The sequence below is a fragment of the Mycobacterium gastri genome, from assembly GCF_002102175.1.
Classification (GTDB): domain Bacteria; phylum Actinomycetota; class Actinomycetes; order Mycobacteriales; family Mycobacteriaceae; genus Mycobacterium; species Mycobacterium gastri.
In genome coordinates this window covers 24,464-51,279 of record NZ_LQOX01000122.1, presented here as the reverse complement: position 1 = coordinate 51,279, position 26,816 = coordinate 24,464, and the positions used below count along the sequence as shown (strand labels likewise).

General features: G+C 67.3%; 26 protein-coding genes and 3 pseudogenes. 17 read left to right on the top strand and 12 right to left on the bottom strand.

The features are described 5' to 3' along the window. Positions 1-2 precede the first annotated feature (2 nt). From AWC07_RS18595 to AWC07_RS18540, 12 genes are all read left to right on the top strand, one after another. On the top strand, positions 3-482 hold the full coding sequence (locus AWC07_RS18595; protein WP_036416220.1) for an NADH-quinone oxidoreductase subunit B family protein: 480 nt from the start codon (positions 3-5) through the stop codon (positions 480-482). Next, the gene (locus AWC07_RS18590; protein WP_036416219.1) at positions 479-2,455 is read left to right on the top strand and encodes a proton-conducting transporter transmembrane domain-containing protein; all 1,977 of its coding nucleotides are present in this window, start codon (positions 479-481) and stop codon (positions 2,453-2,455) included. The genes AWC07_RS18595 and AWC07_RS18590 overlap by 4 nt, the downstream gene beginning before the upstream one ends. Further along, the gene (locus AWC07_RS18585; RefSeq protein ID WP_036416218.1) at positions 2,452-3,411 is read left to right on the top strand and encodes a respiratory chain complex I subunit 1 family protein; all 960 of its coding nucleotides are present in this window, start codon (positions 2,452-2,454) and stop codon (positions 3,409-3,411) included. The genes AWC07_RS18590 and AWC07_RS18585 overlap by 4 nt, the downstream gene beginning before the upstream one ends. A 4-nt stretch (positions 3,412-3,415) precedes the next feature. Continuing rightward, positions 3,416-4,075, top strand: a complete 660-nt coding sequence (locus AWC07_RS18580; RefSeq protein WP_036416217.1) for a hypothetical protein — start codon at positions 3,416-3,418, stop codon at positions 4,073-4,075. Beyond that, complete coding sequence (locus tag AWC07_RS18575; protein WP_036416216.1) at positions 4,075-5,541, top strand: proton-conducting transporter transmembrane domain-containing protein; 1,467 nt, start codon at positions 4,075-4,077, stop codon at positions 5,539-5,541. Before AWC07_RS18580 ends, AWC07_RS18575 begins: the two co-directional genes overlap by 1 nt. Before the next feature lie 11 nt (positions 5,542-5,552). Beyond that, positions 5,553-7,025, top strand: a complete 1,473-nt coding sequence (locus AWC07_RS18570) for a hydrogenase large subunit (protein WP_244187631.1) — start codon at positions 5,553-5,555, stop codon at positions 7,023-7,025. 99 nt (positions 7,026-7,124) lie between these two features. Next, positions 7,125-7,985: an ABC transporter ATP-binding protein gene (locus AWC07_RS18565; protein WP_139829771.1), complete on the top strand. Its 861-nt coding sequence runs from the start codon at positions 7,125-7,127 to the stop codon at positions 7,983-7,985. Beyond that, positions 7,982-8,830 carry an NUDIX hydrolase gene (locus tag AWC07_RS18560; protein ID WP_036416213.1) on the top strand — a complete coding sequence of 283 codons (849 nt, stop codon included), beginning with the start codon at positions 7,982-7,984 and terminating at the stop codon, positions 8,828-8,830. Before AWC07_RS18565 ends, AWC07_RS18560 begins: the two co-directional genes overlap by 4 nt. Then, positions 8,827-9,561, top strand: a complete 735-nt coding sequence (locus AWC07_RS18555) for an enoyl-CoA hydratase (RefSeq protein ID WP_139829773.1) — start codon at positions 8,827-8,829, stop codon at positions 9,559-9,561. The genes AWC07_RS18560 and AWC07_RS18555 overlap by 4 nt, the downstream gene beginning before the upstream one ends. 25 nt (positions 9,562-9,586) lie before the next feature. Further along, on the top strand, positions 9,587-10,561 hold the full coding sequence (locus AWC07_RS18550) for a class I SAM-dependent methyltransferase (protein WP_085105185.1): 975 nt from the start codon (positions 9,587-9,589) through the stop codon (positions 10,559-10,561). Continuing rightward, positions 10,519-11,745 carry a class I SAM-dependent methyltransferase gene (locus AWC07_RS18545; protein ID WP_244187632.1) on the top strand — a complete coding sequence of 409 codons (1,227 nt, stop codon included), beginning with the start codon at positions 10,519-10,521 and terminating at the stop codon, positions 11,743-11,745. The genes AWC07_RS18550 and AWC07_RS18545 overlap by 43 nt, the downstream gene beginning before the upstream one ends. A 71-nt stretch (positions 11,746-11,816) precedes the next feature. Next, positions 11,817-12,500: an esterase gene (locus tag AWC07_RS18540; protein WP_036413001.1), complete on the top strand. Its 684-nt coding sequence runs from the start codon at positions 11,817-11,819 to the stop codon at positions 12,498-12,500. A 23-nt stretch (positions 12,501-12,523) separates the two neighbouring features. On the opposite strand, the gene AWC07_RS18535 is transcribed toward AWC07_RS18540, so the two are convergent. Together AWC07_RS18535 and AWC07_RS18530 are read right to left on the bottom strand one after the other, a co-directional pair. Then, positions 12,524-12,910 (bottom strand): hypothetical protein, encoded by a 387-nt coding sequence (locus AWC07_RS18535; protein WP_036413003.1) that lies wholly within the window; start codon positions 12,908-12,910, stop codon positions 12,524-12,526. A 16-nt stretch (positions 12,911-12,926) separates the two neighbouring features. Beyond that, positions 12,927-14,192, bottom strand: coding sequence for an outer membrane protein assembly factor BamB family protein (locus AWC07_RS18530; protein ID WP_051507973.1), 1,266 nt, complete (start codon positions 14,190-14,192; stop codon positions 12,927-12,929). A 299-nt stretch (positions 14,193-14,491) separates the two neighbouring features. Between AWC07_RS18530 and AWC07_RS18525 the strand changes: the two genes are divergently transcribed. Further along, positions 14,492-15,229 carry an acyltransferase gene (locus tag AWC07_RS18525; protein ID WP_036413007.1) on the top strand — a complete coding sequence of 246 codons (738 nt, stop codon included), beginning with the start codon at positions 14,492-14,494 and terminating at the stop codon, positions 15,227-15,229. Positions 15,230-15,647: 418 nt separating this feature from the next. Here AWC07_RS18525 and AWC07_RS29865 read toward each other — a convergent pair whose 3' ends face one another. The 7 genes and pseudogenes from AWC07_RS29865 to AWC07_RS18490 form a co-directional block, all read right to left on the bottom strand. Continuing rightward, positions 15,648-15,914: a PIG-L deacetylase family protein gene (locus tag AWC07_RS29865; RefSeq protein WP_167380102.1), complete on the bottom strand. Its 267-nt coding sequence runs from the start codon at positions 15,912-15,914 to the stop codon at positions 15,648-15,650. Beyond that, positions 15,890-16,102, bottom strand: a complete 213-nt coding sequence (locus tag AWC07_RS29860) for a PIG-L deacetylase family protein (RefSeq protein ID WP_085105188.1) — start codon at positions 16,100-16,102, stop codon at positions 15,890-15,892. Before AWC07_RS29860 ends, AWC07_RS29865 begins: the two co-directional genes overlap by 25 nt. Positions 16,103-16,222: 120 nt before the next feature. Beyond that, on the bottom strand, positions 16,223-16,768 hold the full coding sequence (locus tag AWC07_RS18510; RefSeq protein ID WP_036413011.1) for an anti-apoptotic protein: 546 nt from the start codon (positions 16,766-16,768) through the stop codon (positions 16,223-16,225). 104 nt (positions 16,769-16,872) lie between these two features. Further along, a pseudogene (locus AWC07_RS18505) lies at positions 16,873-18,082 on the bottom strand (cryptochrome/photolyase family protein); the annotation flags it as partial. A 156-nt stretch (positions 18,083-18,238) separates the two neighbouring features. After that, positions 18,239-18,571, bottom strand: a pseudogene (locus tag AWC07_RS18500) (MMPL family transporter); the annotation flags it as partial. Positions 18,572-18,798: 227 nt separating this feature from the next. Next, positions 18,799-19,032 (bottom strand): microaggregate-binding protein 1, encoded by a 234-nt coding sequence (gene mbp1, locus AWC07_RS18495; RefSeq protein WP_036413015.1) that lies wholly within the window; start codon positions 19,030-19,032, stop codon positions 18,799-18,801. 239 nt (positions 19,033-19,271) lie between these two features. Beyond that, a complete protein-coding gene (locus AWC07_RS18490) occupies positions 19,272-19,667 on the bottom strand; it encodes a hypothetical protein (RefSeq protein WP_036413017.1) in 396 nt (131 codons plus the stop codon). A 220-nt stretch (positions 19,668-19,887) separates the two neighbouring features. Here AWC07_RS18490 and AWC07_RS18485 point away from each other — a divergent pair, with 220 nt between their 5' ends. After that, positions 19,888-20,538 carry an SOUL family heme-binding protein gene (locus AWC07_RS18485; protein WP_036413019.1) on the top strand — a complete coding sequence of 217 codons (651 nt, stop codon included), beginning with the start codon at positions 19,888-19,890 and terminating at the stop codon, positions 20,536-20,538. A 16-nt stretch (positions 20,539-20,554) separates the two neighbouring features. On the opposite strand, the gene AWC07_RS18480 is transcribed toward AWC07_RS18485, so the two are convergent. Further along, positions 20,555-21,049 carry an STAS domain-containing protein gene (locus AWC07_RS18480; RefSeq protein ID WP_051507974.1) on the bottom strand — a complete coding sequence of 165 codons (495 nt, stop codon included), beginning with the start codon at positions 21,047-21,049 and terminating at the stop codon, positions 20,555-20,557. 475 nt (positions 21,050-21,524) lie between these two features. On the opposite strand from AWC07_RS18480, the gene AWC07_RS18475 reads away from it, so the two are divergent. The 3 genes and pseudogenes from AWC07_RS18475 (at position 21,525) to AWC07_RS18465 (ending at position 23,878) form a co-directional block, all read left to right on the top strand. After that, the gene (locus tag AWC07_RS18475; RefSeq protein WP_085105184.1) at positions 21,525-22,229 is read left to right on the top strand and encodes an Rv1815 family serine proteinase; all 705 of its coding nucleotides are present in this window, start codon (positions 21,525-21,527) and stop codon (positions 22,227-22,229) included. Between the two features lie 115 nt (positions 22,230-22,344). Continuing rightward, a pseudogene (locus tag AWC07_RS18470) lies at positions 22,345-22,853 on the top strand (phosphodiesterase); the annotation flags it as partial. Between the two features lie 41 nt (positions 22,854-22,894). After that, complete coding sequence (locus tag AWC07_RS18465) at positions 22,895-23,878, top strand: SDR family NAD(P)-dependent oxidoreductase (RefSeq protein WP_425271260.1); 984 nt, start codon at positions 22,895-22,897, stop codon at positions 23,876-23,878. Here the strand turns inward: AWC07_RS18465 and AWC07_RS18460 are convergent. Both AWC07_RS18460 and AWC07_RS18455 read right to left on the bottom strand, forming a co-directional pair. Continuing rightward, positions 23,875-25,119, bottom strand: a complete 1,245-nt coding sequence (locus AWC07_RS18460) for a glycosyltransferase family 4 protein (RefSeq protein WP_036417411.1) — start codon at positions 25,117-25,119, stop codon at positions 23,875-23,877. The genes AWC07_RS18465 and AWC07_RS18460 overlap by 4 nt on opposite strands. A gap of 127 nt (positions 25,120-25,246) precedes the next feature. Continuing rightward, positions 25,247-26,797, bottom strand: coding sequence for a 1,4-alpha-glucan branching protein domain-containing protein (locus tag AWC07_RS18455; RefSeq protein WP_036417414.1), 1,551 nt, complete (start codon positions 26,795-26,797; stop codon positions 25,247-25,249). Between the last annotated feature and the right edge of the window lie 19 nt (positions 26,798-26,816).

The window sequence follows — 26,816 nt, the reverse complement described above, 5'->3', positions numbered from 1 at the left end:
GCATGGGTTGGATCGGCAGAATCATGCGACTCGGCCGCGTGGCCGAAAACGTAGGACCGGTGCCCGAGCCGACCGTCGGCCCACCGGCCGGGGTGCGCGGTTCCCTTCAGGTGCGCCATGTCGACGCGGGCTCGTGCAACGGCTGCGAGGTGGAAATCTCCGGGGCCTTCGGACCGGTCTATGACGCCGAGCGATTTGGCGCCCGGTTGGTGGCTTCGCCGCGGCATGCGGATGCGCTGCTCGTCACCGGGGTAGTGACGCGGAATATGGCCCAGCCGCTGCGGAACACCCTGGCGGCGACGCCGGCGCCACGCCTGGTCATCGCCTGCGGTGACTGCGCGCTCAACCGCGGTGTGTTCAGCGAGGCGTATGGCGTAGTCGGTGCCGTCGGTGAGGTCATCCCGGTCGACGTCGAGATCCCGGGATGTCCACCCTCGCCCGACCAGGTGGTCGCGGCCCTGCGGTCGGTGACGCACAGGTGACCACGACTTTCACGGACGCGCCAGCCGGACACTCGGTTACGGTGCGCGGCAACACAATAGGTGCCTTCACCGCGGGTGCCGTAACGACCGGCCTCGGTGTATCGGGGATTGTGGCGGGGCTTACCGGCGTGTTCGGTGCGCTGCCACGAGCGAGGGTCGACTGGCTGGTGCCGATGATCGGCGTCGACCTGGACGTGAGCCGGTTGGGCGCGTTCTTCATAGCGCTGACGGGTGCGGTAGCCGTCATCGTCGGCATTTACAGCATCGGATACGCACGGCGGGAACAGTGGGGCACAGTCGCGCTCACGACCCTGCCCGTTTTCGTCGGTGCGATGCTGCTCGTTCCGGCCGCGGGTTCGGTGACCACGTTCCTCCTGGCGTGGGAGTTGATGGCGCTCAGTTCGTTCATCCTGCTGGCTACCGATCACCGTCGTAGCGAAGTTCGCTGCGCCGCACAGTACTACGCGGTGATGACCCAGCTGGGCTTCGTCGCGATCCTGCTGGCCCTGGTGGTGCTGGCGGCTGCGGCCGGAACGAATCGGTTCGCCGACATGGCCGGGATTCCGGACGGAGTACGCACTGCCGTGTTCGTGCTGACGCTGTTGGGTTTCGGCTCCAAAGCCGGCCTGCTGCCGCTGCATGCCTGGCTGCCGAGAGCGCACCCGGAAGCGCCCAGTCCCGCATCGGCATTGATGAGCGCCGCCATGGTCAACCTTGGCATCTACGGTCTGATCCGCGTCGATTTGCAGCTCCTAGGGCCCGGCCCTAGGTGGTGGGGTGTGGCGCTGTTGGCGGTCGGTGCCGTCACCGCGTTGTACGGGGTGCTGCAGGCCTCGGTGGCCGCCGATCTCAAACGGCTGCTTGGGTTTTCGACGATCGAAAACATGGGACTGGTCACCCTTGCGCTCGGGGCGGCGACGCTGTTGTCGGCGGCCGGGGCCGCCGCGGCGGCCGTGATCGCGATGACCGCGGCGCTGTTGCACCTGGCCGCCCACGCCGCATTCAAGAGTCTCGGGTTCTTGGCGGCCGGCTCGGTGCTGCTGACAACTGGACTGCGCGATCTCGACAAGTTGGGCGGTCTGGCTCGAAAAATGCCTTACACCACAGCCTTTTTCGGCATCGCCGCGTTGGGCGCCTCAGGACTGCCGTTGGGCGCCGGATTCGTCAGTGAATGGCTGCTGGTGCAATCGCTGATCCACGCACGGCCCGAGCACAACACCGTCGTGGGGTTGGTGACTCCGCTGGGCGTCGGCGCGGTGGCGCTGACCACCGGCTTGGGTGTGGCCGCGATGGTGAAGGCGTTCGGCACCGGATTTTTGGCGCGGCCGCGTTCGGAGGCCGCGGGTCACGCGAGCGAGGCGTCGCCCAGCATGCTCGCCGGCATGGCAGTCGCCGCGGTCGGCTGTGTCGTGGTTGCCGTGGCGCCGTTCGTCGTCACCGACACCCTGCAGTCGGTGCTCGACACCCTGCCCGCATCCCGGCATGCCGATCTCACCGGGCTGGGTCCGATGCTGCGGCTGCCGGGGATTAACGGCTCGATCGCGCCGGGTCTGCTGGCCGTGGCCCTCGCCCTCGCCGTCCTGATTGTGCTGGCCCTGGCCCGCTGGGGGTCACGTCACCGCCCGGACTCTGTGAGGTCGCCGTTATGGGCCTGCGGCGCCGACGAACTCAGCTCGCGCATGGAATACACGGCGACGTCGTTCGCCCAACCACTGCAGCGGGTCTTCGACGACGTGTTGCGGCCCGACACCGGCATCGAGGTGGCTCACCTGGAGCACACCCGCTATCACGTGGAAAAGATCGCCTACCATGCCGAGGTGTCCGATGCCATCGAGGATCACGTCTACGCGCCGGTCTTGCGGACCGTCGCAGGGTTCGCGCAAGCCGTCCGGTCCGCGCACAACGGAAGCGTGCACCTCTACCTCGGCTACGGAGCGCTTGGAGTCCTGATCGTCTTGATAGTCGCACGATGAATACTCTTTCCGCGGTTGCCGGCGCAGCGCAGATCGGTGCAGTCATGACCGGCGCACCACTGGTCGTGGGGCTGATGCGTCAAGTCCGGGCCCGATCCGAGGGGCGCTGCGGTGCAGGTGTTTTGCAGCCCTGGCGGGATCTGCGCAAGCAGTTGCGCAAACAGCAGGTCACCCCGGACGGCACCACCGTGGTGTTCGCAGCGGCACCGGTGGTGGTCGCGGCCACCACATTGCTGATCGCCGCGATTGCGCCGCTGGCCGCGACCGGCTCGCCGCTGGATCCGGTCGCCGATCTCTTCGTGGTCGTGGGCCTGTTGTTCATCGGCACCGTCGCATTGACGTTGGCGGGAATCGACACCGGTACCTCGTTCGGCGGTATGGGCGCCAGCCGGGAGATCACCATCGCGGCCCTGGTGGAACCGACCATTCTGTTGGCTATTTTCGCGCTGTCCATCCCCGCCGGGTCGGCCAACCTCGGCGCCATCGTCGCGTTCACCCTCGACAATCCCGCGGTAGTGGTGTCGCTGGCCGGAATTCTGGCGTTCGTGGCCCTGGTGATCGTCGTCATCGCCGAAACCGGACGCCTCCCGGTGGACAATCCCGCCACCCACCTGGAACTGACCATGGTGCACGAGGCGATGGTGCTCGAATATGCGGGACCAAAGCTTGCGCTGGTGGAGTGGGCCAGCGGCATGCGACTCACCGTACTGCTGGCCCTGCTGGCCAACCTCTTTTTCCCATGGGGAATCGCGGGTGACAGGCCGAGCTTGATCGGCGTGGCGATAGGCGTCGCGGCGGTCGGCATCAAGGTCGCCGTGGCCGCAGCCGTCCTGGCCGGCGCGGAGGTCTTCATCGCCAAGCTACGACTATTCCGGGTGCCCGAACTGCTCGCCGGCTCGTTCCTGTTGGCCCTGTTGGCCGTGACATCGGCCAACTTCTTTACGGCCCAGGCGTGATGGCATGACCGAACTCAACTATGCGGGCGTGCTGGATCTCGCGCCGGGTGGGCTGATACTGACCGCGGTGCTGATCGTATGGCGGCGTGACCTGCGCTCCATCGTGCGGCTGCTGGCGGCTCAAGGCGTTGCCCTGGCTTCGATTCCGATGATTGTCGGTGGGCATTCCCATGACTGGGAGCTGGTCGGGGTAGGGGTCGCGCTGCTCGTGCTGCGCGGGGCGGTGCTGCCGGCGCTGTTGGCCCGCGCGCTCGGCGCCGAAGATGCGCCGCGCGAGGCGACGCCGCTGATCAACACCACTGCGTCGCTACTGATCGCGGCGGGCCTGACGGCGGTCGCGCTGGCAGTCGCTCGACCTGTGGTGGCCCTGGACCCCGATGCGGCGGTCAGCGCCGCCCCGGCAGGCCTGGCGGTGGTGCTGATCGCCTTGTTCGTGATGGTGACCCGCCGGCACGCCATCTCCCAGGCCGCCGGATTTCTCATGCTGGACAACGGGATTGTGGCTACGACATTTTTGCTGACCGCCGGGGTGCCGCTGATCGTCGAATTGGGCGCGTCGTTGGACGTGCTGTTCGCGTTGATCGTGCTCGGCGTGTTGACCGGACGGCTGCGCCGGATGTTCGGCGGCACCGATCTGGACCGGCTGCAGAGATTGCGAGACTGATGACTGTTCTGATGCTGGTGCCGATACTCGCGCCGCTGATCGCGGCCGTCGTCGCGATGGCCGGCGGTTGGCGCCGGTGGACGGCAGCACTGACCGTGTTGTCCGCGGTGGCCGTGCTCGCCTCGGGCGTGGCGCTTGGTGTTCAGTCGGCAGCCCGACCGCGGGTGGTGCTGGCCGGGTTGCTGCGCGTCGATGCGCTGTCGGTGACCATGCTCATCGTCATCGGCGTGGTCGGCACCTTGGCGACCTGGGCAAGCATCGGATACCTCTACTCAGAACTCGAGCGCGGTCACACCGACCTCCGTGACGCGCGGCGGTACGGTGCGCTGACCCCGGCGTTCCTATCGGCGATGGCGGTCGCCGTGTGCGCCAACAACATTGGCGTGATCTGGGTCGCAGTGGAAGCCACCACCGTGATCACCGCCTTCCTGGTCGGACACCGTCGTACCCGCACCGCATTGGAGGCCACCTGGAAGTACGTCATGATCTGCTCGGTCGGTATCGCCGTGGCGTTTCTCGGCACCGTCCTGTTGTATTTCGCCGCCCGGCACGCCGGCGCCGCCGGCGCGACGGCACTGGATCTCGACGTCTTGACGGCCCACGCCGCCCACCTCGACCCGGCCGTTACCCGGCTGGCCGGCGGGCTGCTGCTGATCGGATACGGCGCCAAAGTCGGGCTGGTTCCGTTTCACGGATGGCTGGCCGACGCGCACAGCCAGGCGCCGGCACCGGTGTCGGCGCTGATGAGTGGTGTGCTGCTCTCGGTGGCTTTTTCGGTACTGATCCGGCTGCGGCCGATCATCGACGCCGCGGTGGGGCCCGGTTTCCTGCGCACCGGACTTCTGACGGCTGGCCTCGCGACAGTCCTGATTGCAGCGTTATTGCTCACTGTCACAACGGATCTCAAGCGGATGCTGGCGTACTCATCGATGGAGAACATGGGGCTCATCGCGATCGCGGCGGCCGCGGGCACCAAGCTGGCGATCGCGGCATTGCTGTTGCATGTGCTTGCGCACGGCATCGGCAAGACGGTGCTGTTCTTGGCCGGAGGGCAGCTGCAGGCCGCGCACGACTCGACGGCAATCGGCGACATTACCGCGGTGCTGTCGCGGTCCCGGTTGGTCGGGTGGTCGTTCGCCGTCGGCGTCATTGCCCTGCTTGGGTTGCCGCCCTTCGCCATGTTCGCCAGCGAGGTGTCGATCGCTCGATCGCTCGCCAATGCCGGGCTGTCCTGGGTACTCGGCGTCGCGCTGCTGTTGATGGTGGTGGCTTTTGCCGCTTTGGCGGGCAACGCTCAGCGGATCCTGCTCGGGGTGCCGAGCGCCGGCGCGCCGCGGATCGCCGTGCCCGCCACGGTGGCGGCCGCACTGGCGACAGGCGTCATGGCATCGGTCGCGCTGGGTGTTACGGCGGGCCCGCTTGCCGGGTTGTTCAATGCGGCCGCCGGCCAGTTCGGGGCGGGTTGATGGAACGAAACATGGTGCGGCGAAAGCTATCCGGTGACGAGCTCGCCCCGGCGGTGAGCGAGTTGCTGGCGGCCGGCTATCGGCTGGCCCTGGTGGCCGCACATGACGACGGCGACACCCTGAGGATCGTCTACCTGCTGCTGGCGGGACAGCCGGACCGCCGCGTGGAGCTAACCTTGACCACCGACGCAGCAACTCCGTCGGTTCCGTCCCTGGCGCATCTGTCGATCCCCGCGGGTCGCTTCGAGCGGGAGATGATGGACCTGTACGGGGTTGTGCCGCAAGGGCATCCGCAGCCACGGCGGCTGGTGCGGCATGGACACTGGCCGCAGGAGTGGTATCCGATGCGCCGTAACGCCGGTAACCCGCCGCCGTTTCCGAGCGCCGGCGGGTTTCCGTTCCTCACTGTCCACGGGCCGGGCGTCTACGAAATACCAGTCGGGCCGGTGCACGCCGGCCTGATCGAACCGGGGCATTTCCGGTTCTCCGTCATCGGCGAATCGGTGTTGCGGCTCAAGGCTCGATTGTGGTTCGTGCACCGCGGTATCGAAAAACTCTTCGAGGGACGAACCGCGCTCGGCGCCATGGGGTCGGTCGAACTCGCCGAGCGGATCAGCGGTGACAGCGCGGCCGCCCATTCCCTGGCGTACAGCCTGGCCGTCGAGGAGGCAGTGGGATTCGACGCGCCCGAACCGGTGCACCGGCTGCGGGCATTACTGGTGGAACTGGAACGGCTCTACAACCACGCCACCGATCTGGGCGCCCTGGCCAACGACGTCGGCTTTGCCCTGGCCAACGCCCATGCCCAGGGCGTTCGCGAACGCCTGTTGCGGATCAACCGCAGGGTCACCGGACATCGCCTGCTGCGTGGCGCGATCCGGCCCGGCGGCGTGGTGCTGCAAGAGCTTCCGGAACCTGACGAATTGCGTGCGCTGGCGCACGAGGTCGCCGAAATCAGCGCGCTGACACTGCGCAACACGGTGGTCTATGACCGGTTTGCCGATACCGCTGTGTTGGCACATGACGACGCACGTGCCATCGGTTGTCTCGGGTATGTGGCCCGGGCCAGCGGCATCGCCACTGATTCGCGCTTCGATCACCCCACCACCTCACTACCGGTCACCGCGGTACCCGGCACCGGCGGTGACGTACTGGCCCGCTACACAATTCGGCGTGACGAATTCGCCGCATCAGTCGCGCTGGCGTGCGCGCTGATCGAGGAGCACCGCGGCTCGTTGCGGTCCAACGCGTCACTGACGGCGACAGTCGGTAACTCCGGGGTGGGGATCGTCGAAGGCTGGCGCGGCGCGGTCGTGCACCGGGTGGAAGTCGACGAGGCGGGCCGCATCACCCGGTGCAAGATCGTCGACCCTTCCTGGTTCAACTGGCCCGCGTTGCCAGTCGCTATGGCCGACACGATCGTCCCGGACTTTCCGCTTGCCAATAAGAGCTTCAACCTGTCCTATGCGGGCAACGATCTCTAGCTGCCGAGCAGTCGCAGAATCGCACGAAATCAGCGATTTCGATGCGATTCCGCGACTGCTCGCCGGGCAGGGCGACCCGACAGCTACCGCACGAGGGCGGTGCGGCACGATTGGCGGGTGCCCGAATCCGGCCCCGAGACAGCCGATCCAGACCTGCTGGTCGACTTCAGGAATGTCTCGTTGCGCCGCAACGGGCGCACCCTGGTGGGGCCGCTGGATTGGGCTGTCGAACTCGACGAACGCTGGGTGATCATCGGCCCCAACGGGGCCGGCAAGACGTCGCTGCTGCGCATCGCCGCGGCAGCCGAGCACCCGTCGACCGGAGTCGCATTCGTGCTCGGTGAACGGCTCGGCCGAGTCGATGTGTCGGAGCTACGTGCCCGGATCGGGCTGAGCTCGTCGGCCCTGGCGCAGCGGGTGCCCATCGACGAAGTGGTGCGCGACCTTGTCGTCTCGGCCGGATATGCCGTGTTCGGCCGGTGGCGGGAGCGCTACGAGGACCTCGACTACCGGCGTGCCGTCGACATGCTCGAAAGCCTGGGTGCCGAACACCTTGCCGACCGCACCTACGGCACGCTGTCAGAAGGTGAGCGCAAGCGGGTGCTGATCGCCCGTGCCCTGATGACAGATCCGGAACTGCTGCTGCTCGACGAACCCGCCGCGGGCCTGGACCTGGGCGGTCGCGAGGAGTTGGTGGCGCGGCTGGCCGACCTCGCCGCGGACCCGGACGCGCCCGCGCTGGTGCTGGTCACCCACCACGTGGAGGAAGTCCCGCCCGGGTTCAGCCACTGCCTGTTGCTGGCCGAAGGCCAGGTCGTCGCGTCCGGCCTGCTGCCCGACGTGCTGACCGCCGAAAACCTGTCCACCGCGTTCGGCCAGCAGATCGCCGTGGACGTCGTCGACGGGCGATACTTCGCCCGGCGGGTCCGCACCCGCCCAGCCCATCGGAGGCAGCCATGAACTCACCTTCGGAGCAGGTGCCCCTGGTACCCAGGCCCGCAGCGACAGTGATGCTGGTCCGCGACGCCGAGCCCGGTTCCGGGGCCGGTTTGTCCGTTTTCCTGATGCGGCGGCACTCCGCGATGGATTTTGCGGCCGGGGTGATGGTATTTCCCGGCGGCGGCGTCGACGACCGGGACCGCAATGCCGATTTGGGCGGGCGGGGGGCGTGGGCCGGCCCGCCGCCGCTGTGGTGGGCGCAGCGCTTCGGCACCGAACCCGACCTTGCCGAGGCGTTGGTCTGCGCCGCGGCCCGCGAAACTTTCGAGGAATCGGGGGTGCTGTTCGCCGGACCGGCCGACGACCCGACCAGCATCGTGCGCGACGCCTCCGTGTACCGCGAGTACCGCGCGGCCCTGGCCGACCGCACGCTGTCCTTCGCGGACTTCCTGGGCCGCGAAGATCTGGTACTGCGCTCCGACCAGCTGCGGCCCTGGGCGAACTGGGTCACCCCGGAGGCCGAGCTCACCCGCCGTTACGACACCTATTTCTTTGTCGGAGCGCTGCCGGAAGGACAGCGTGCCGACGGTGAGAACACCGAGTCCGACCGGGCCGACTGGACGCGGCCCCAGGACGCCATCGATGACTTCGCCGCCGGGCGAAACATCCTGCTGCCGCCCACCTGGACCCAACTCGATGCGCTGGCGGGCCGCACGGTCGCCGACGTGCTGGCCGTGGAGCGCACGATTGTGCCGGTGCAACCCAACCTCGCGTTGCAGGGGGACAATTGGGAGATCGAGTTCTTCGACTCCGACCGCTACAACCAGGCGCGACGCTCCGGCGGATTCACCGCGTGGCCGCTGTGAGCGAGTTCGTCGGCGTCGTCGCCAACGAGGGACTGGCCACGTTGGTGGTGTCGCGACCGCCGACCAACGCGATGACCCGCCAGGTGTACCGGGAAATTATCGGCGCGGCAGACGATTTGGGCAGCCGCGATGACGTCGCCGCGGTCATCGTGTTCGGCGGCCACGAGATCTTCTCCGCCGGCGACGACATGCCCGAAATGCGGACCCTGACCGCTGCGGAAGCCGATACCGCCGCGCGGGTACGGCGCCAGGCCATCGACGCCGTGGCCGCGATCCCGAAGCCGACGGTGGCCGCGATCACCGGGTACGCGCTGGGCGCCGGTCTCACCCTGGCGCTGGCCGCCGACTGGCGGGTCAGTGGCGACAACGTGAAGTTCGGGGCGACGGAGATTTTGGCCGGACTGATCCCCGGCGGCGGCGGGATGGCGCGCCTGACCCAGGTGACCGGTCCCAGCAGAGCCAAGGAGCTGGTGTTCAGCGGGCGCTTCTTCGACGCCGAGGAGGCCTTGGCGCTGGGGCTGATCGACGACATGGTGGCGCCCGACGACGTCTATGAAGCCGCGGTCGGGTGGGCGCGTCGCTTCGTCGACGGCCCGCCGCTGGCGCTGGCCGCCGCCAAGGCCGTCGTCAACGACGTCCTCGAGCTGGAACCGGCCCAGCGAGCCGCCGCGGAGCGGCGTCGTTATGTCGAGGTGTTCGCCGAAAGTCAAGGGCCTGGGCGGCGCGGGTAACCGGGAGGGCCGTTAGGCTCCCTGTATGACGAGCAGTTCGACCGACGTCGTGCCCAACCCGCACGCCACCGCCGAACAGGTGGAAGCCGCCCGGCATGACAGCAAGCTCGCCCAGGTCCTCTACCACGACTGGGAAGCCGAGAACTACGACGAGAAATGGTCGATCTCCTACGACCAGCGCTGTGTCGACTACGCCCGCGGCCGGTTCGACGCCATCGTGCCCGAAGAGGTGTTGAGCGAACTGCCTTACGACCGGGCGCTGGAACTGGGCTGCGGCACCGGGTTCTTTCTGCTCAACCTGATCCAGGCGGGGGTCGCCCGGCGTGGGTCGGTCACCGACCTCTCGCCCGGCATGGTCAAGGTCGCCGTCCGTAATGGGCAGTCCTTGGGGCTGGAGATCGACGGCCGGGTGGCCGACGCCGAGGGCATCCCGTACGACGACAACACCTTCGACCTGGTGGTCGGACATGCGGTGCTGCACCACATCCCCGATGTGGAGCTGTCGCTGCGCGAAGTGATCCGGGTATTGAAGCCGGGCGGCCGCTTCGTCTTCGCGGGCGAGCCGACCACCGTCGGCAACGAATACGCCCGTGCCCTGTCCACTCTGACCTGGCGCGTCACGACCAACGTCACCAGGTTGCCCGGGCTGGGCAGCTGGCGACGGCCGAAGGCCGAGCTCGACGAATCCTCACGCGCCGCGGCGCTGGAGGCCGTCGTCGACCTGCACACGTTCACCCCGGCCGACCTCGAACGGATGGCCAGCGGCGCCGGCGCGGTACAGGTCCAGACCGTAAGCGAGGAGTTCACCGCCGCCATGTTCGGCTGGCCGGTCCGGACTTTCGAGGCCTCGCTGCCGCCCGGTCGCCTGGGCTGGGGCTGGGCGAAGTTCGCGTTCACCGGCTGGAAGGCGCTGAGCTGGGTGGACGCCAACGTGTGGCGGCATGTGGCGCCGAAAGGCTGGTTCTACAACGTGATGGTCACCGGGGTCAAGCCGTCCTGAGTGTCGGCCTCGCGTTCACTTCTGACGACGTCGGTTACCTGCGCTCGGAGTCGGGTGCTGCCGCGCTGTCCGCGGTCGCCGAATTCGAGCTGAGCGCCGCCACCCGGCTTGCCGACACCGCCGCGGTGCGCGCCCGGTTCGGCGAGCGGGCGCCCATTCTGGTGGAGACCACGCTGTTACGGCGGCGCGCTCGGGACAAACTGGCCGGTCTGGGCGACGTCTCGAGTTGGCTGTTCACCGATGAGGCGCTGCAGCAGGCCACCGTCGCGGCGGTGGCGCAGCATCGCGCCCGGCGGCTGGCCGGTCTGGTAGTCCACGACGCGACGTGTTCCGTCGGCACCGAGCTGGCCGCGCTGCGCCGAACGTCGGCACGGGCGGTGGGCAGCGACATCGACCCAATCCGGTTGGCGATGGCGCGCCACAACCTGGGCCCCGATGCCGACCTGTGCCGCGCCGACGCCCTGCACCCGGTGACCCGGGATGCCGTCGTCGTCGTCGACCCGGCGCGTCGCAGCGCCGGGCGCCGGCGCTTCAACCCGGTCGACTATCAACCGGCGCTGGGCCCGCTGCTGGCGACCTACCGCGGCCGGGAGTTTGTCGTAAAGTGCTCTCCCGGAATCGATTTCGATCAGCTAAGCCGGCTCGGCTTCGAGGGCGAAATCGAAGTGACGGCCTACCGCGGCTCGGTCCGGGAGGCGTGCCTGTGGTCGGGCGGATTGGCCGAGCCGGGCGTGCGGCGTCGGGCCAGCATCCTCGACAGCGGCGAACAGGTCACCGATACCGAGCCCGACGATTGCGCGGTGCGGCCCACCGGGCGGTGGATCATCGATCCCGACGGGGCCGTGGTTCGGGCCGGCCTGGTCCGCCACTACGGCGCCCGGCACGGGCTCTGGCAGCTCGACCCCGACATCGCGTACCTGTCCGGTGACCGGCTGCCCGCGGGGGTGCGCGGTTTCGAGGTGATCCAGCAGCTGGCGTTCGACGAACGCCGGTTGCGCCAGGCACTGTCTGCGCTGGATTGCGGGGCGCTGGAGATCCTGGTCCGCGGCGTGCAGGTGGATCCCGACGCGCTGCGACGACGGCTGCGGTTGCGCGGCAGCCGACCACTGTCGGTGGTCATCACCCGGATCGGTTCGGCGGCTGCCGGCCGTGGGACCGCCTTCGTATGCTGCCCGTCTCGGTAGTGGCCGGGTACGCTGGCGGCGATCATCCTTGACGGCGCTACTGCCCGAAGGTCTGCGAGGAACATTCGACGATGCGTCATCTGATAGCGGTCGCCGTGCTGGCTGCTGCGGTCCTGTTGGCTTGCCCGGCGGCCGCCGCGCCGCCGTCCTGTGCCGGCCTCGGCGGTTCGGTCGAGGCAGCGCAGATGTGCCACATCCATGCGACAGGCTCGAGCTACACGCTGGATATCACCTACCCCGTCGACTACCCCGACCAGCAGGCGCTGACCGACTACATCACGCAGAACCGCGACGGATTCGTGAAGGTGGCGCAGGGGTCGCCCCGCCGCGACCGGCCATACCAGATGGACGCCACCGCCGAACAACACAGCGCCGGCCAGCCACCACACAACACCCGCAGCGTGGTGCTCAAGTTCTTCCAGGATCTCGGTGGCGCACATCCGTTCACCTGGTACAAGGCCTTCAACTACAACCTTGGGACCAAACAACCCATCACCTTCGACACGCTGTTTGCGCCCGGCACCACGCCGCTGGACGCGATCTTTCCGATCGTGCAACGGGACCTGGCCCACCAGACCGGGCTCGGAGTGGTGATACTGCCCTCGAACGGGCTCGATCCGAGCCACTACCAGAACTTCGCCATCACCGACGACGACTTGATTTTCTACTTCGCCCAGGGCGAGCTGCTGCCGTCGTATGCCGGAGCAACTCAAGTCCAGGTGCCGCGCAGCGCCATCCCGGCGCTGGCCATTTAAGGCCATCTAAGGCCATCTAAGGCTTACACCGGGCCGGCCAGCGATTCCATCGCTGCCGCGGCGCCGCCCAACGCCAGCTGCGCCACGCACCCGATGATCGGTACGAAGAAGGCCACCGTGCGCCGCGCGAGACGTGACACGGTGACCACCAGGTCGGCGACGAAGATCGCGATGCCGGCCCATAATCCCAACCTGATGGCGCGGTCGACCCAGGCCGGATCACCGCAGGGCTGCCCACCGCACGGGTCGGTGCCCATCACGAGCATGCCCAGCACCAGCATCGTCGCCACGAACAGCAGGGCGTGTACCGCCAGCAGCAGGATCGCGACCGTGACATCCAGCGCCCGGTGGGCGGGGCTGCGGCGGCTGGACACAGCCGCGTTCGCCGTGGCCGCATCATCGGTAGACATCGACCAAGTATGGCCGCTACGCCGGCGCGAAGCTGTAGACCTGGCCGTCGCTGGTGGCGGTTACCACTTGGCGGTCATACCCGATCGACACCCCGACCGGATATCCGGTGGCCGCCGGCAGTGGATAGCTGTTGACCGTATGACCGTTGGCCGGATTGAAAACCAGCAACGATAAACCCGGCCCGCCGTCGTGGGGTGGACCGGCAACCACGGTGTAGCCGACCTCGGCCCCGCCCAGGCTGGACGTTGACAACGGCGTGACGTCGTCGCGTCGCCAGGCCCGGTCGGCATGGTCACCGGCGTCGCGGAAGGCCACCAGCTGGGTGCCGGGACCGCCGCCGGACACGATCAAGCCCTCCGGGGTGACCGTGGGCGGAGTCTGCGCCAGAAATCCCAGCGGCACCGACCATTTGACCTTGCCGTCGGCGGCGTGCAGGGCCCACAGCTGTTGGTCGCGGCCGTTGACGTAGACCGTCGCTCCGTCGGCAGACAGCACCGGACTGGCTAGCACCCCGTCTTTGACCGCATCACTGGCCCACTCACGGACCAACTGTCGGTCCCGCAATTTCAGGCCCACCAGCCCCGCCCCCGGCGCCCCCGGCTGCCAGACACCAAGCACTACCGTGCCGTTGACCGCTGAGAAAGCCGGGGCGTCTGCCACCGGACAGCCCATCCGCGCCGGCGCGCAGTCGGCCAGTCCGCGCATTGGATCGGCCGGATCGACGCCCTCGACCAGATCCAGCGGGCTGCCGACCACCCTGCCGCGGTGGGTATCGAAAACCAGCACCTGCCCGAGATGGGTTGCGACGAGCAGGTGGCCGTGCCCGACGAATCGGGGAGTGGTCGGCATCCCGATCACCGGTTGACGCCAGCGTGTCCACTGGGTGACCGGAAAGGCCACCATCGCTCCCGGCTGTCCGACGTAGAGGTTGTCGAAGCCGTCCAGTAACGGGCCGGCGAAGCCGCCGCCCTGCACCAGCCGGACACACCAGCGCTGGCGGCCGTTGTTGTTGTTCTCCCACTCCATCAGCGAACAACCGGCCGGGGTCTGCGCGTTGATCGCCAGGTAGCCGCGCGCACTCAGCGCCGGCCCGGCCGCCAGGCTGCCCTTGACCGAACGCGTCCAGGCCAGCCTGAGCTTGCTGGCACCGCTGGTGGTGGTGTAGCTGCTGTTGGCGGCATCGCCGTATTGCGCGGGCCAGCCCAGTGCCGGCGCCGCATCCACCCAGGAATCCGTGTTGCCGCAACCGCTGAGCCCGACCGTGAGCACGGCGGCGAACATGGCTGTCAGGAGACGCCGCGCAAGCACCTCGACCTTTCGCAGTCCTTTCGCAAATTCCCCAATCCTTCCGCAACGTCGCTCGCCGGCAAGCGAGTCCGGCCCTTCGGCATAGCAGCCATCGGGTACAGGTGAGGGTAACGCGTGGCGTCTCGCGTGTGCCTGATTGCCTGACTCTCCCCCGCAAGCGGGAGGTGCCCCCATCTCTCGATAGCCTCCGAGTCGTCAGGCTGTGCCTGATTGCCTGACTCCTTCTCGGGACGCTATGCGTCCCGCATCGTCGTCAGGCTAGGCTTCCCGCCATGACGACCATGTGGGGTGCGCCGCTGCATCGCCGCTGGCGTGGTGCGCAACTGCGAGACCCGCGCCAGGCCAAGTTCCTCACGCTGGCATCGCTGAAATGGGTAATAGCCAACCGTGCCTATACCCCGTGGTATCTGGTGCGCTACTGGCGGCTGCTGAAGTTCAAGCTCGCCAACCCGCACATCATCACCCGGGGCATGGTGTTCCTCGGTAAGGGTGTGGAGATTCATGCGACGCCGGAGCTGGCCCAACTGGAGATCGGCCGCTGGGTGCACATCGGGGACAAGAACACCATCCGCGCCCACGAGGGCTCGCTGCGTTTCGGCGACAAGGTGGTGCTCGGCCGGGACAACGTCATCAACTGCTATCTCGACATCGAGATCGGGGCCTCGGTGCTGATGGCGGACTGGTGCTACATCTGTGATTTCGACCACCGCATGGACGACATCACGGTCCCGATCAAGGACCAGGGCATCGTCAAGTCGCCGGTCCGCATCGGGCCCGACACCTGGGTCGGTGTGAAGGTGACGGTGCTGCGGGGCACTTCCATCGGGCGCGGCTGCGTGCTGGGATCGCATGCCGTGGTCCGCGGCGTCGTCCCCGACTATTCGATCGCCGTCGGCGCTCCGGCCAAGGTGGTCAAGAATCGGCAGGTTGCCTGGGATGCGTCGGCAGCTCAGCGGGCAGAACTGGCCGCTGCCCTGGCCGACATCGAGCGTAAGAAGGCGGCCCGCTGAGAACCCGTGGCCAAGAGCACGATTCTGGATCGAGTCGTGGCCACCACGGGGTGGGACGCTTGACGGCGCGGCGGATGCTGACCGGACCGAGGCTGCTGGACCACCGTCGGCGCCATCACGTCGGATCGCCACCTGGCCAGACAAGAAGAAGTACATGCAATTGGCAGCCTCGCCCCGCTCGACCAGGTAGGAGCCAGCGGGGAGCCACTGCAAGTTGACAAAGTCGGCTGCGCAGCCAAGCGTGGTCGTCTCGCGGGAGAACACCGAAAGCGCCCTGACGAATTCGGCGGTCCCCTTGAAGCGGGAATGCAGTTCGACGACCCACGCAGCGAGACGGTCGCACAACAGCATCCGGTTCTGGGGCATGTGACAGTGAAACAGACGAATCGATCCGTCGGATCGCCGCGCATAGCAGGCCCTAGCTTTGCCCTAGCTTAGTGATGACGGCTCCCACGGCGATGTGGTCGGGAAGGCCGCTGAAGCCGTCGGGACCGAAGGTAACGACGACGTGGGCTCGATATCGTTGATCAGGTCGGTAGCGAGCCCCGAAAGGATGTCGGCGTCCAGTGCGGGGGAGCCCGCCGTCGGGGTAGTCGAAGCACCTTGTCTCGCTGAGCCCCAATTCCTGGCCGGCGGCTCGCAGTTCATTCTCCCGAACCGCTATGAGGTTTCTCCTCGTCGCCACGCCCGCATCCTGATCTGACCCGCCCCACCCCTGGTCATCGAGACCACGCCGACATCGGTAGCACCAGCACTCGAGCACTTGGCGAATGTCCCACCGGCACAAAGTGTTTCGTCATCGGGGTGAGCGAAGATCCCCGGCACCCGCGGCCCCTGGAGATGTTCAGACCTCAAGGTGCGGGTATGCGCCATGTAGAACCACCGATCGATACTCCTAGGTCTGCTGGCAGTGTGAACAGCTTCCGCCGGCGGGTGGTCGCGGGTCGCCGAGCCTGGGTGATTCAGCGCTCCGCAAACCCTGCCTTTGCCGACCTATTCGGGGTGGTCGTCGACTTTGAAGTCGAAGTTGACATCGCCGGCGTCGACGCTGGTGACGGTCACGTTGACGCCGTATTTGTCGCTGCCGTCGGTGAGTTGGCAACGAAGTGTGGCGCCCTCCACCCCCTTCAGGTTGTCGGGGCAGGTCACCGAATCAGGCCGTCGGCCCACCTGCTGGGTCAGCTTGTTGCTGATGATGGAGGCAACCTGGTTCTTGTCGACTGTCTCCACCATGTCGAACTTGACGTCCTTGCCTTCGACGCTGGTCACGGTGACGTTGACGTTGTAAGTCGAGTCTTTGACTTTCATTTCGCAGTTCAGCTGCGCGCCGAGCTTGGCCGGCAGGTCACCCGGGCAGGTCACCGATTCCGGCTTGTTACCGGCGGCGTCGGTCATCTTGGCTCTGATCTGGTCGGCGACGTCGCTCTTGCTCACCGAATGCGACGACGATCCGATCGAACACGAGCAGGCTCCGGCGCTGGCGATCAGCCCCACGGCAGCACCTGAGACCAGCAACGTGCGAACGATCGAGTAAGCCATATCGCCTCCCTGGGCTTCGGAAAACTGGGAAAACTGTGAATCGGCTGATACTTACATGCCAAACAGCTTCTCCGAAAGCGAATCCGGGAAATGGTGCGGGCCGGTCAGCTGACGCCGCGGCAGCGGCGCAGCGCCTCGGCGCGCTCGGTGCTGTGGTCCACGATCGGCAGTGGATACCCCTGCGGGCGGTTGCCGGTCTGGAGGTGGACGTCGGTGGTAGCGCCCAGCTCAGACACCCGGCGGCGAATGAAATCGCCTGAGGGGTCGAACTTCTCGCCCTGCGTGGTCGGGTTGAACACCCGGAAGTACGGCGCGGCGTCAGTACCGCATCCCGCGCACCACGGCCACCCGTGCTGGTTGCTGGCCATGTCGCCGTCGGTGAGCTGCTCCAGGAACCAGGCCGCCCCCCATTGCCAGGGCAGATGCAGGTCCTTGACGAGAAACGATGCCGCGATCATCCGGACCCGGTTGTGCATGAACCCCGTCTCGCGCAGTTGCCGCATCCCCGCGTCGATCAGTGGAAACCCGGTGATGCCGGCCTTCCAGGCCTCGAAGAGGTGTTCCGCCCGGCTGCCCGTATCGGTCCGGATGCGCTCGTAGTCACTGTTCCAATTGCGTCAGGCGCTGGCCGGGCAGTCATACAGAACTGCGGCATAAAAGTCGCGAAAAGCCACCTCGCGCAGGTAACTTCGGGCGCCGGCGGCGCCGAAGTCCAGGCCGGCGACCATGGTCCGGGGGTGAATAGTGCCGAACTTCAGGTGCGCCGACATCCGGCTGGTGCCGTCGAGGTCGGGCCGGTCGCGATCCTGCGCGTAGCGTTCCAGTCCGTCGTCGACGAAAGCTCTCCAGTCCCGACGAGCCGCGGCCTCGCCCGCAGCCAAGTCAAGTGGCGCACCAGGGTCGGGGATTTCGCAGTGTTCGACGGCCACCTGGGCCGGGTCCAGCCAGCGCGCACAGTCGCGGCCGGTACGCGCCGGCGACGGCCAACCCGCCTCGCTCCACCGGCGAAAGAACGGGGTGAACACCCGATATGGCGTCCCGTCGTCTTTGGCGACGCGTCCGGGTGACACCAGATACGGCGATCCCGTCGCCACCAGCGGAACCGAGCCCAGCGCCGTGCGCACCCGCTCGTCGCGGCGCCGGCCGAACGGCGCGAAATCCTCGGAGATATGTACCGCCGATGCCCCGATTTGCTTGGCAATTAAGGGAATTCGTTCTTCGGGACGCCCGCGAGTCACCAGCAGGCGGCCGCCCAGATCGTCTCGCAGTTGCCGCAGCGAATCACCCAGATACTGCAGGCGGCGCTGGCGATGCTTGGCGGCTGGTACGCGGGTTTGCGAAGCCGTGCTTACCACCCGGCGATCGATCCCGGGCTGGCGATGCTTCCGGCCCCCGCCGCCGCCGTGACGGCCAGCCCGGTAGCGGTCAGTGTCGACTTAGTCATCCCAGTCCTCCGTTCGGTTAGTTGGCTCAAGCATGTTGATGATCAATATGATTCGGGAAAGTGGGCCACCACATACCATCACCGATGAGGGTGAACAAAGCCGGGATCACCAGCGTGCGCACGGCGAAGGTGTCCAGCAGGATTCCCAGGCCCACGATGATACCTATCTGGGTCAGCGCAACCAGCGGCAGCACGCCCAAGACACAGAACACGGCGGCCAAGACGATTCCCGCACTGGTGATGACGCCGCCGGTGGCCGACACCGCGCGGATCATTCCGTCACGGGCGCCGTGGTGTGCGGCTTCCTCTCGGGCGCGGGTGACCAAGAAGATGGTGTAGTCGACCCCGAGCGCGGCCAATCACCGCAGCCGCGAGCCCGTCCCACACCCCACCGCGAGCATTTCAGATATTTAAATATAAGCAAACCAACCGTCAAGCATGGCCGCATCCGAACCCGCGGTGGCGACCGTAGAAAGATATTCGAATACCCTGCACGCCAACGTAAATCGAGCGCTCCTGCGCTCACGGCGATAATCGACGGTGGGCCCGGCCGGAATTCCGGTCGGGCCCGGCGCGTCTCGACGAACTACTGGTTGGCCTGCTGCCGTTCTTTTGCAGCCTTCGCGCCGGCCCGGGCCGATTCGGCCGCGACCTCTTTTTTGGCCGCCTGGCGTTGGGCCTCGGCCTTGTCCTGCTGGGTCTTTGCTTCCTGCGCGAGCCGGTCATTGCCGGTCGCCAAACCGATGACCTGCCTGATCGCGCCCTTGACTCCCTCGACGATGCCGCTGACGGCTTCCAGGGGTCCACTTCTGCGTGCCATATCTGCCTCCCGTTGATTTCTCGATTCGGCGGCATTGCCCCCCGACCTCAATTTCCCGTTAAGCCTCGAGAGGAAACCTTTGCGCACCCCAAGGCCGTCCGACGAGGCCATCGAAATACCGGCTGAGCGCCGGAGACGGGCGGGGCTTGCGGCGTGGACGATGTGGCAACGGTCGTCTTGTCAGCGTCGGTCCGACAGCCTTTCCGCCGCGGCCCGGCCCGACTCGGCCGCCGCTGCGGCTACTGAATGCCCTTGAGCGCGGCCACTAGCCCTTCAGGGTCTGCGACGGTCACCGTCAAGGCCGAGTGGTCCCGAAGTCCCAGCACCCGGTGAACAGGCGGTTCGAAGTGGACGCACACCCCGGCGCGCGCGTTCGTGCCGAAGGTGAGTCCGTCATCGACCATCGACAGCCGGGGGCCTACCGCGGTCCACCATCGATACGGGCCGGTGATGTGCGCGTCGCGGACGCTCGACAACGGCGCATCGACACGAAACGGCCCGTAGCGAGCCAGGAAACGGCCGTCGTCCGTCAGCGTCACGCCCTGGCTTCCCGGCCACCGAAACGGTAGCCACATCGCAGCCAGCCGAGGATCGTAGCGATAGGGAAAGTGCCGTCCCCCATTCTGCGGTTTCATTGCACGGCTCCCGTCTTGCGCCTTCGCGCCACAGCTGTTCGTATCGAGGCTACTGGCCGTGGCATCGCGGTCTACACCGGCTCCGGCGCGGTGCGCGGCGTTTTCGCTGGAAAATAGGATTGCTGCGGAAAAAGAGACTGCCATTCGATATTTTCAGAGCCGACACGTCGGGCTGGTCCGCGCCGTTAGGCCGTGAAGCACACGAAAGGTAGGTCCGCAGATGCTGGGATGTGTCGTGCCACTGCTGACCCGGCTCGTCGAGGCGGCCGGCTCGGTCGTCGGGGTGCGGGTGGGGACCGAGAAACCGCCCCATACTGTAGAGCAGCTCCGCGGCGGCCTACAGATCCGCCGCTACGGCCCACGCGTGGCGGCCGAAGTCGTCGTCGGCGATACCGAGGAAGGCGCCCGCAATCGCGGATTCCGCGCATTGGCGGGCTACATTTTCGGTGCGAATCACGCGAATTCGAAAATCGCGATGACGGCTCCGGTCAGTCAGCAACGGGCCGGCGGAGGAGCCGGCGCGGGAAAGCGCATCGCCATGGCGGCCCCGGTAGCACAGCAAGCCGGGCGCGACGGCACCTGGGTGATCCGGTTTTTCATGCCGGCCAAGTGGACACTGGATACCCTACCCACGCCCGATGACGAATCCGTCCAACTCGTCTCGGTACCGGCGCAGGAGTACGTCGTGCTGCGTTTCAGCGGTGACCGCGGACCCGGTGCCGTCGCCTCACACATCGATGAATTGCGCCGTCTGCTCGACGGCACCGAATACACGCCGGCCGGGGCTCCGGTGGCGTGGTTCTATGACCCACCGTGGACAATTCCGTGCTTGCGCCGCAACGAAGTTGCCGTTCCGGTGATGAGGTGCTGACCGCTGCGGGCAGGTCTTAGCGACGATCTCCGGAGACTTGCGTGAGGGGGGTCCGGCGCTGCGGTTCGCGCTGTTTGGCCAGTCCGGCAAGGAACTGACGGCGCGAGCTGATGACGTCCTCGATCAACTGCAGAGCCTCGGCAATCGAATCGGCGACCGGCAGACCGTGATTGATGACAATGCGCAATAGCGGTCGCATCGCAGGACCCGCGATCACGCTGCAGCGCAGGCTGGCTTTGTGGTGTTCGCCGTTGAGCACCAGAAGAGCCCGAAAACCGTCAACGCTGAGGAAATCGAGATGGCTCAGGTCGAGTATCAACGGCGCCTTTACCCGCGCGAAGCGCCGAATTTCGTGGGCAATGCGCTCGGCGTTCGAAGCGTCGATCTCTCCGTCGATGCGCATAATGGTAGCCGTGCTGCGCGCGTAAACGTACAGCCGCGCCCCAGAGTAGTCGACCACATAGCGGCAGCGGGGTTGTTCTGGTGGGCTGATAGCCCCTAAAGCAGTCATATTCGAGGAGCCCATCGAGTGTGTGGTGGGCGCGGGAGCGACAGCCTTTGGGACACCGCCCCCGCGGTGATCAGCTGTGAACTCAACCTCGTCGGAACGACTAACGTCGGTAGCCGTTGCGCGGTGGCCGCAGGCGGACCCGGCGCGAAGCCCGGAACGGCGACTTAAGGCTTGCAGCACAACAGATTTCGGCCGGACACCTGAGGTCGGGAACGGAGGCTGAGTCTTCGCGTTTCGGCTACCATGCGGCAATCCCACTTCGCTTGCTGACCTTCGACTGCGGGCCCATCGCCGATCGCCTTGCGACCAGATCGCCGACGGAAAATGTGCTCGCCACTGCCCCCTTGGTTTCTGTGCTATTTGGGTTTGACCGCGCCGGAAAAGGGGTAATCTGAGCCCGCTGGGCGACTTGTACAGCCTGGAATTGACGGCTGCGGAAGTTGCCCTTGTGGAGACGAGGAATGGTAGCGGCCAAATGGAAACCGTGTCGTACGGATTTCGCCATTCCGCGGTAGCTATGGCGATCGCGTTGGTGGCGCTCGGTGCAGCGGCGCCGGCTGCGGCCAAACCCGGTGTCACGGTATTTCCGGGCATGGAAATTCACCAGGGCGCCATGGTGTGCACGGTGGGGTTCGTTGAAACGCGGCTGCGGATCGCGGTGAGCGCTGGCCGCTGCGACGAGGGGTCCACCGTGACCGACAGCAAGAACAACGTGGTCGGTACCGTGATGCTTGCCCGGCGCGGCACCGTCAACGAACCCGCGGCAGCCGACTCGGCGGCGGGCGTCGAATACGAAGTCATCACACTGGCCCCCGAGGTGATCGCCACGGAGCTGTTGCCCAGCGGGCGTCAATTGCAGTCCACCCCGGGATTCAGCGTGCAACCGGGGCTGCCGGTGTGCCATGCCGGAATACTCTCCGGGCAAGTCTGCGGCCGGGTCAGCTCGGTCGGCAACGACGGGTTCGCCATTGCCGACATGACCGCAGACCAACGCGGCCTGGGCGGGCCGGTGTATGCGCTGACCGAGGACAACGGCGCCGTTGTTGTCGGACTGCTCGACGGGGTGCGCGGCTCAACGCTGTGGGCACAGTCGTGGCAGGCGGTCATGCGGCAGCTCTACGTCGACGCACGGTCGGCTGGCCCAATACAGCCGCCCTTGGGACACACGATCGGCCGGTGAACGACGGAATTCGAACGGGGACAGACCCGAGAGCAGCTGCGCGGCAACGATGACCGGCCGGCCCCGGTGCTGTTTTCCCACTGCCGAGAAGGGGAACCCGGCGCGGATGACTCTTTCCGGCACGCCGGGGTCCCTGCCCGACTTCATCGGGCTGGCCCTGCGGATCGCGCCCCCGCAGGTCGATGAGACGCCGTGGGACATCCTGTTGGTCTCCGCAGGATCTGGTGTCCTGAGCCGGGCGCTGGCGCTGCGGCCGGTCACATCGTGGACGGGCCAACCCATGACCACCCTCATGCCGTTGCGCTACCGGGCAAAGTACTGGTGGCTACGAGCGCGAATACTGAACGATGTCAACGGATTTGGCCTGTCCCTCGGCAATGTTCGGGAACAAATCAACGACGGTGGCGTCGACGTGGCCCTCGACCAGGCTTGCGGCAGAGCCAATTTCGAGAAGGTGGCTCACCTGACGCTGACCAGCGCCATCAGTCCGGGGCCGGGTAACGACGTGTCGTTCGATCCGATGATCAACACCGCGCCCGGGTTGTGGCTTTTTCCGGGATGGCTGGCGGATCTGCGGGGTCGTGCCTAAGCGCGCGCAGCCGTGACGGCCGAGATGCCGGCTGAGCCGCCGGCGGGTGCCGCTGCCGCGGCGGGATAGGTGGAGTATGGGCAGTATGAGCGTTTTCGGCCGGTTGCGCCCGCTGCTCGACACGGCCCTCGACCGGACGGTCGTGCCCGGTTATACCCGCATCGGCTATCGGCTTCGCCAATCGGGCTGGGCGGACGACCTGCCGCAGGGTGCCCTGCGGGGACGCACCGTGCTGGTCACCGGCGCCAATCGCGGCCTGGGCAAGGCCATTGCCGCGGGCCTGGCCGGACTGGACGCGACCGTGCTGCTGACCGTTCGCGACCGCGAGAGCGGCGAGCGGGCACGCGACGAGATCGTCGCCGAATCGGGTGCCGACGTGCGGGTGGCGGTGTGCGACGTCTCCGACCTGGGCACCGTGCGCGCCTTCGCCGCCGAGCTGCGCACCCGGGTGCCGCGGCTGGACGTGCTGATCCACAATGCCGGATTGCTGCCCGCCACCCGCGACGAGACCGCCGATGGCCACGAAATCACGTTGGCCACACATGTTTTGGGGCCGATCCTGCTGACTGAGCGGCTGAGTTCGATGCTGGCCGCATCCGACGACCCGCGGGTGATCCTGATGTCCTCCGGCGGGATGTACACTCAGTCGCTGCCGGTCGAGGACCCCGAGTACCGCGTCGGCAGCTACCGTGGTGCCGTCGCGTATGCCCGCACCAAACGGATGCAGGTGGCGTTCACCCCGATCCTGGCCCGCCGCTGGGCCGACCGGCACATCCGCGTGTATTCCATGCATCCGGGTTGGGCCGACACTCCGGGCGTAGCGTCGTCACTTCCAGGTTTTCGCGCGGTCACCGGGCCGCTGCTGCGCACCCCGGAAGAGGGCGCCGACACCGCCGTGTGGCTCGCCGCGACCAAGCCCGCACCACCGACCGGCACCTTCTGGCACGATCGCCGGCCACGACCCGAGCACTACCTGCCGTGGACCCGGTCCAGTGACGTCGATCGCGACTTGCTGTGGCGGTATTGCGCCACAGCGGTCGGCCTGGACAGAGTCGACTAGCGGTCCGGCAACGCGTGCTCGACGATGGGCAGCCGGGGCAGCAGCTGCCGTTCCCGGCGCTTGGCCGCCAGATACACCTGAGCAGTCTCGTCGGCCACGGTCCCCCAATCGAAGTCGGACGTGAGCCGGTCGCGGGCGGCGCGGGCCCGCTGCTGTGCGGCCGCCGGGTCGGCGAAAACCGCGCACACCGCGGTGGCCAGCGCCGCCAAGTCGCGGGGCGGGCACGATATCCCGGTCACCCCGTTGATCACCGCTTCGCCCAGGCCGCCGATATTCGACGTCACCAGCGGGGCGCCGGCGGCGGCGGCTTCCAGCGCGACCAGCCCGAACGGCTCGTAGTGGCTGGGGAATACCGCCGCGTCCGCCCGGTGCAACACCGCCAGTAGTTCGATGTGGTCGAGGTGTCCGACGAACTTGGTTGCCTTGAGTACCCGGTGTTTGCGGGCCTGCCCGACCAGCCAATCCCGTTGGGTCCCTTCGCCGGCGACGGTCAGGGTGGTACCCGGGTGGGCGCGCCTGATCCGCGGCAGCGCGGCAATGGCGTCGTGCACGCCCTTCTCGTATTCGAGCCGGCCGACGTACAGCAGCTCGGGCGCCCCGGTGCGCACGCGTCGGACCGCGAATGGCCAGCGCGCCGCGTCAATACCGTTGCGGATCACCGTGGTTTCGGCCAGGCCCGGGCCGAACAGTTCGGTGATCTCGTCGCTCATCGACGCCGAACACGTGATGAGCGAATCGGATTCGCGGACCAGCCACGACTCGACCGCGTGTACCTGACGACTCAGCACGCCCGTCACCCAGCCCGAATGCCGCCCGGCTTCGGTCGCGTGAATCGTGGAAACCATTGGCACGTCGTAAAACTGGGCGAGCGCGATGGCCGGATGCGCAACCAGCCAGTCGTGGGCGTGCACGACGTCGGGACGCCACGGCCGGTCGGTGCCGTGCCTCTTGAGCGACAGGCCGGCCCGGATCATCGCATGACCCATCGCCAGGGTCCAGGCCATCATGTCGCTGCCGAAGCTGAATTCGTGCGGATCCTGTGCGGCCGCGATCACCCGCACCCCTTCGCTGACCACATCTGACGACGGGTGGGTGCTGGGGTCGGTGTCGGCGGGCCGGCGGGACAGAACGACGACGTCGTGACCGGCCGCGGCCAATGCGGTCGAGAGATGGTGCACATGGCGGCCGAGCCCGCCGATCACCACCGGCGGGTACTCCCACGACACCATCAGGATTTTCATCGAAGCGGCCCCCCATTCCGTCGCCGAAACTGCAACCACAGCGCGGATTCGCCCCCCGAATAGACGCTGATCGCAGGATGGATGCGGCCAGCGCAGTCTCGGCGGGCCGGCGGCCCCGGCGAGGCGGTCATCGGGGCAGCCTTCGGGCATCCAAAGCGCCGAACAGCCCGTCGGCGCGGTTCCATCCATCGGCCAGCCGCTGCGCGTTGTCGCGCCGGCCGGACGCCAGCGCCCCGGCGATCTCGCGGGTCGCATGGGCGTGCAGATGCGCGCGATACCGCGCATAGTCGGCGGCCGAGTCCTTGCTCACCATGAACGGCCAGTCGCTGGACACGGTCAGCAGTGTCTCGCGCAGGATCTGGTCGGCGACATGATCGCGGGGGATCGGCCCATCCAGTGATGCGGTCTGGGCCAAAGCCTTGTCAACGGTGGTCAAAGCGGTGTCGACGACTTCGGAGTTGAGCTGGACCAGGTCGGCCACCTTCTCGCCGTTCCACACTTGCCAGTCTTTGCCGGAACCCCAAGAGCTGGGCGGTAATTCGACCGGGTCGCCGACGAACCCGTCATCAAGCGCGTCGCGCAGCGTGCCGACTCGCACCCCGGCAGCCGGCAACGCCCGCAGCACTCGCGCCAGCCATGTCGGTCCCTCATACCACCAGTGACCGAACAACTCGGTGTCGAAGGCGGCGACCACGTGGGCGGGCCGCCCGATGCGCTCCGACTCGGCGGTGAGCCGACCGCGCACCAGGTCGACGAAGTCGGCGACATGAACGTCGACCGCACGGTCCGCCCGTCCGGGGTCGTAGGGCGCCTTGGCGTCCGATGCCACATTGCGGCCGGTGACCCGGGCCGGCTTGAGACCCGTCAGATGGTCGTAGGTGTGGAAGTCGCGGTAGGCCGCGTGTCCGGGGTAGCCGGATTTCGGCGACCACACCCGGTAGCTGACCTGCAGGTCACGTCCGAACGCGACCACGTCGGTGTCACCGACCGGCCGGCCCAGCGCGGTGTCCCCGTGCAGCGACGGCCCGTCCACCATGAAGTGGCTGACTTCCGCGGCGGCGTAGTCGTGCTCCAGGCCGGGCGCGTAGGCGCATTCGGGCGCCCAGATTCCGGTCGGGCGTGCCGCCATCCGCAACCACGCGTCGGCCAGGCCTTCGCGCAACGCGAACTCGCGCAGCCTGGGATTCAGCAATGGCTGGAAGGGGTGCGCCAGCGGCCCACCGAGCAGCTCCACCGCGCCGGCGTCGATCAAGCCGCGCAGCAGTGGGCTGCCGCCGTGGCGCCACAGCGCCGCGAAGTCCTCAAGTGCTTGGTCCGCCTCGGCGCATTCGCGAATCCCGAACGGCCGCAACGCTTCCGGGGCGCATGATTGATAGTGCGCCGATTTCGAGCGCGGCGCCCATCGCACGCTGGTGGCTTCGGTGGCGCGCAAGCGCCAGTTGGCCAGCCAGTGGTGCATCCCGTCCAGGCAATACGGGTCGTCGAGCTGGGCGTTGACCACCGGGGTCATGCCGAGGGTGATCAAGCCGCGGCGGTCTTCGCCGGCCAGCTCCCGCAGTACCCGGAACAACGGCAGGTACGCGGCCGACCAGGATTGGTAGAGCCACTCCTCACCGACCGGCCACCGGCCGTGGTGGGCCAGCCATGGCAGGTGGGTGTGCAAGACCAGGGTGAACATTCCGGGCACCCGGCTTGCG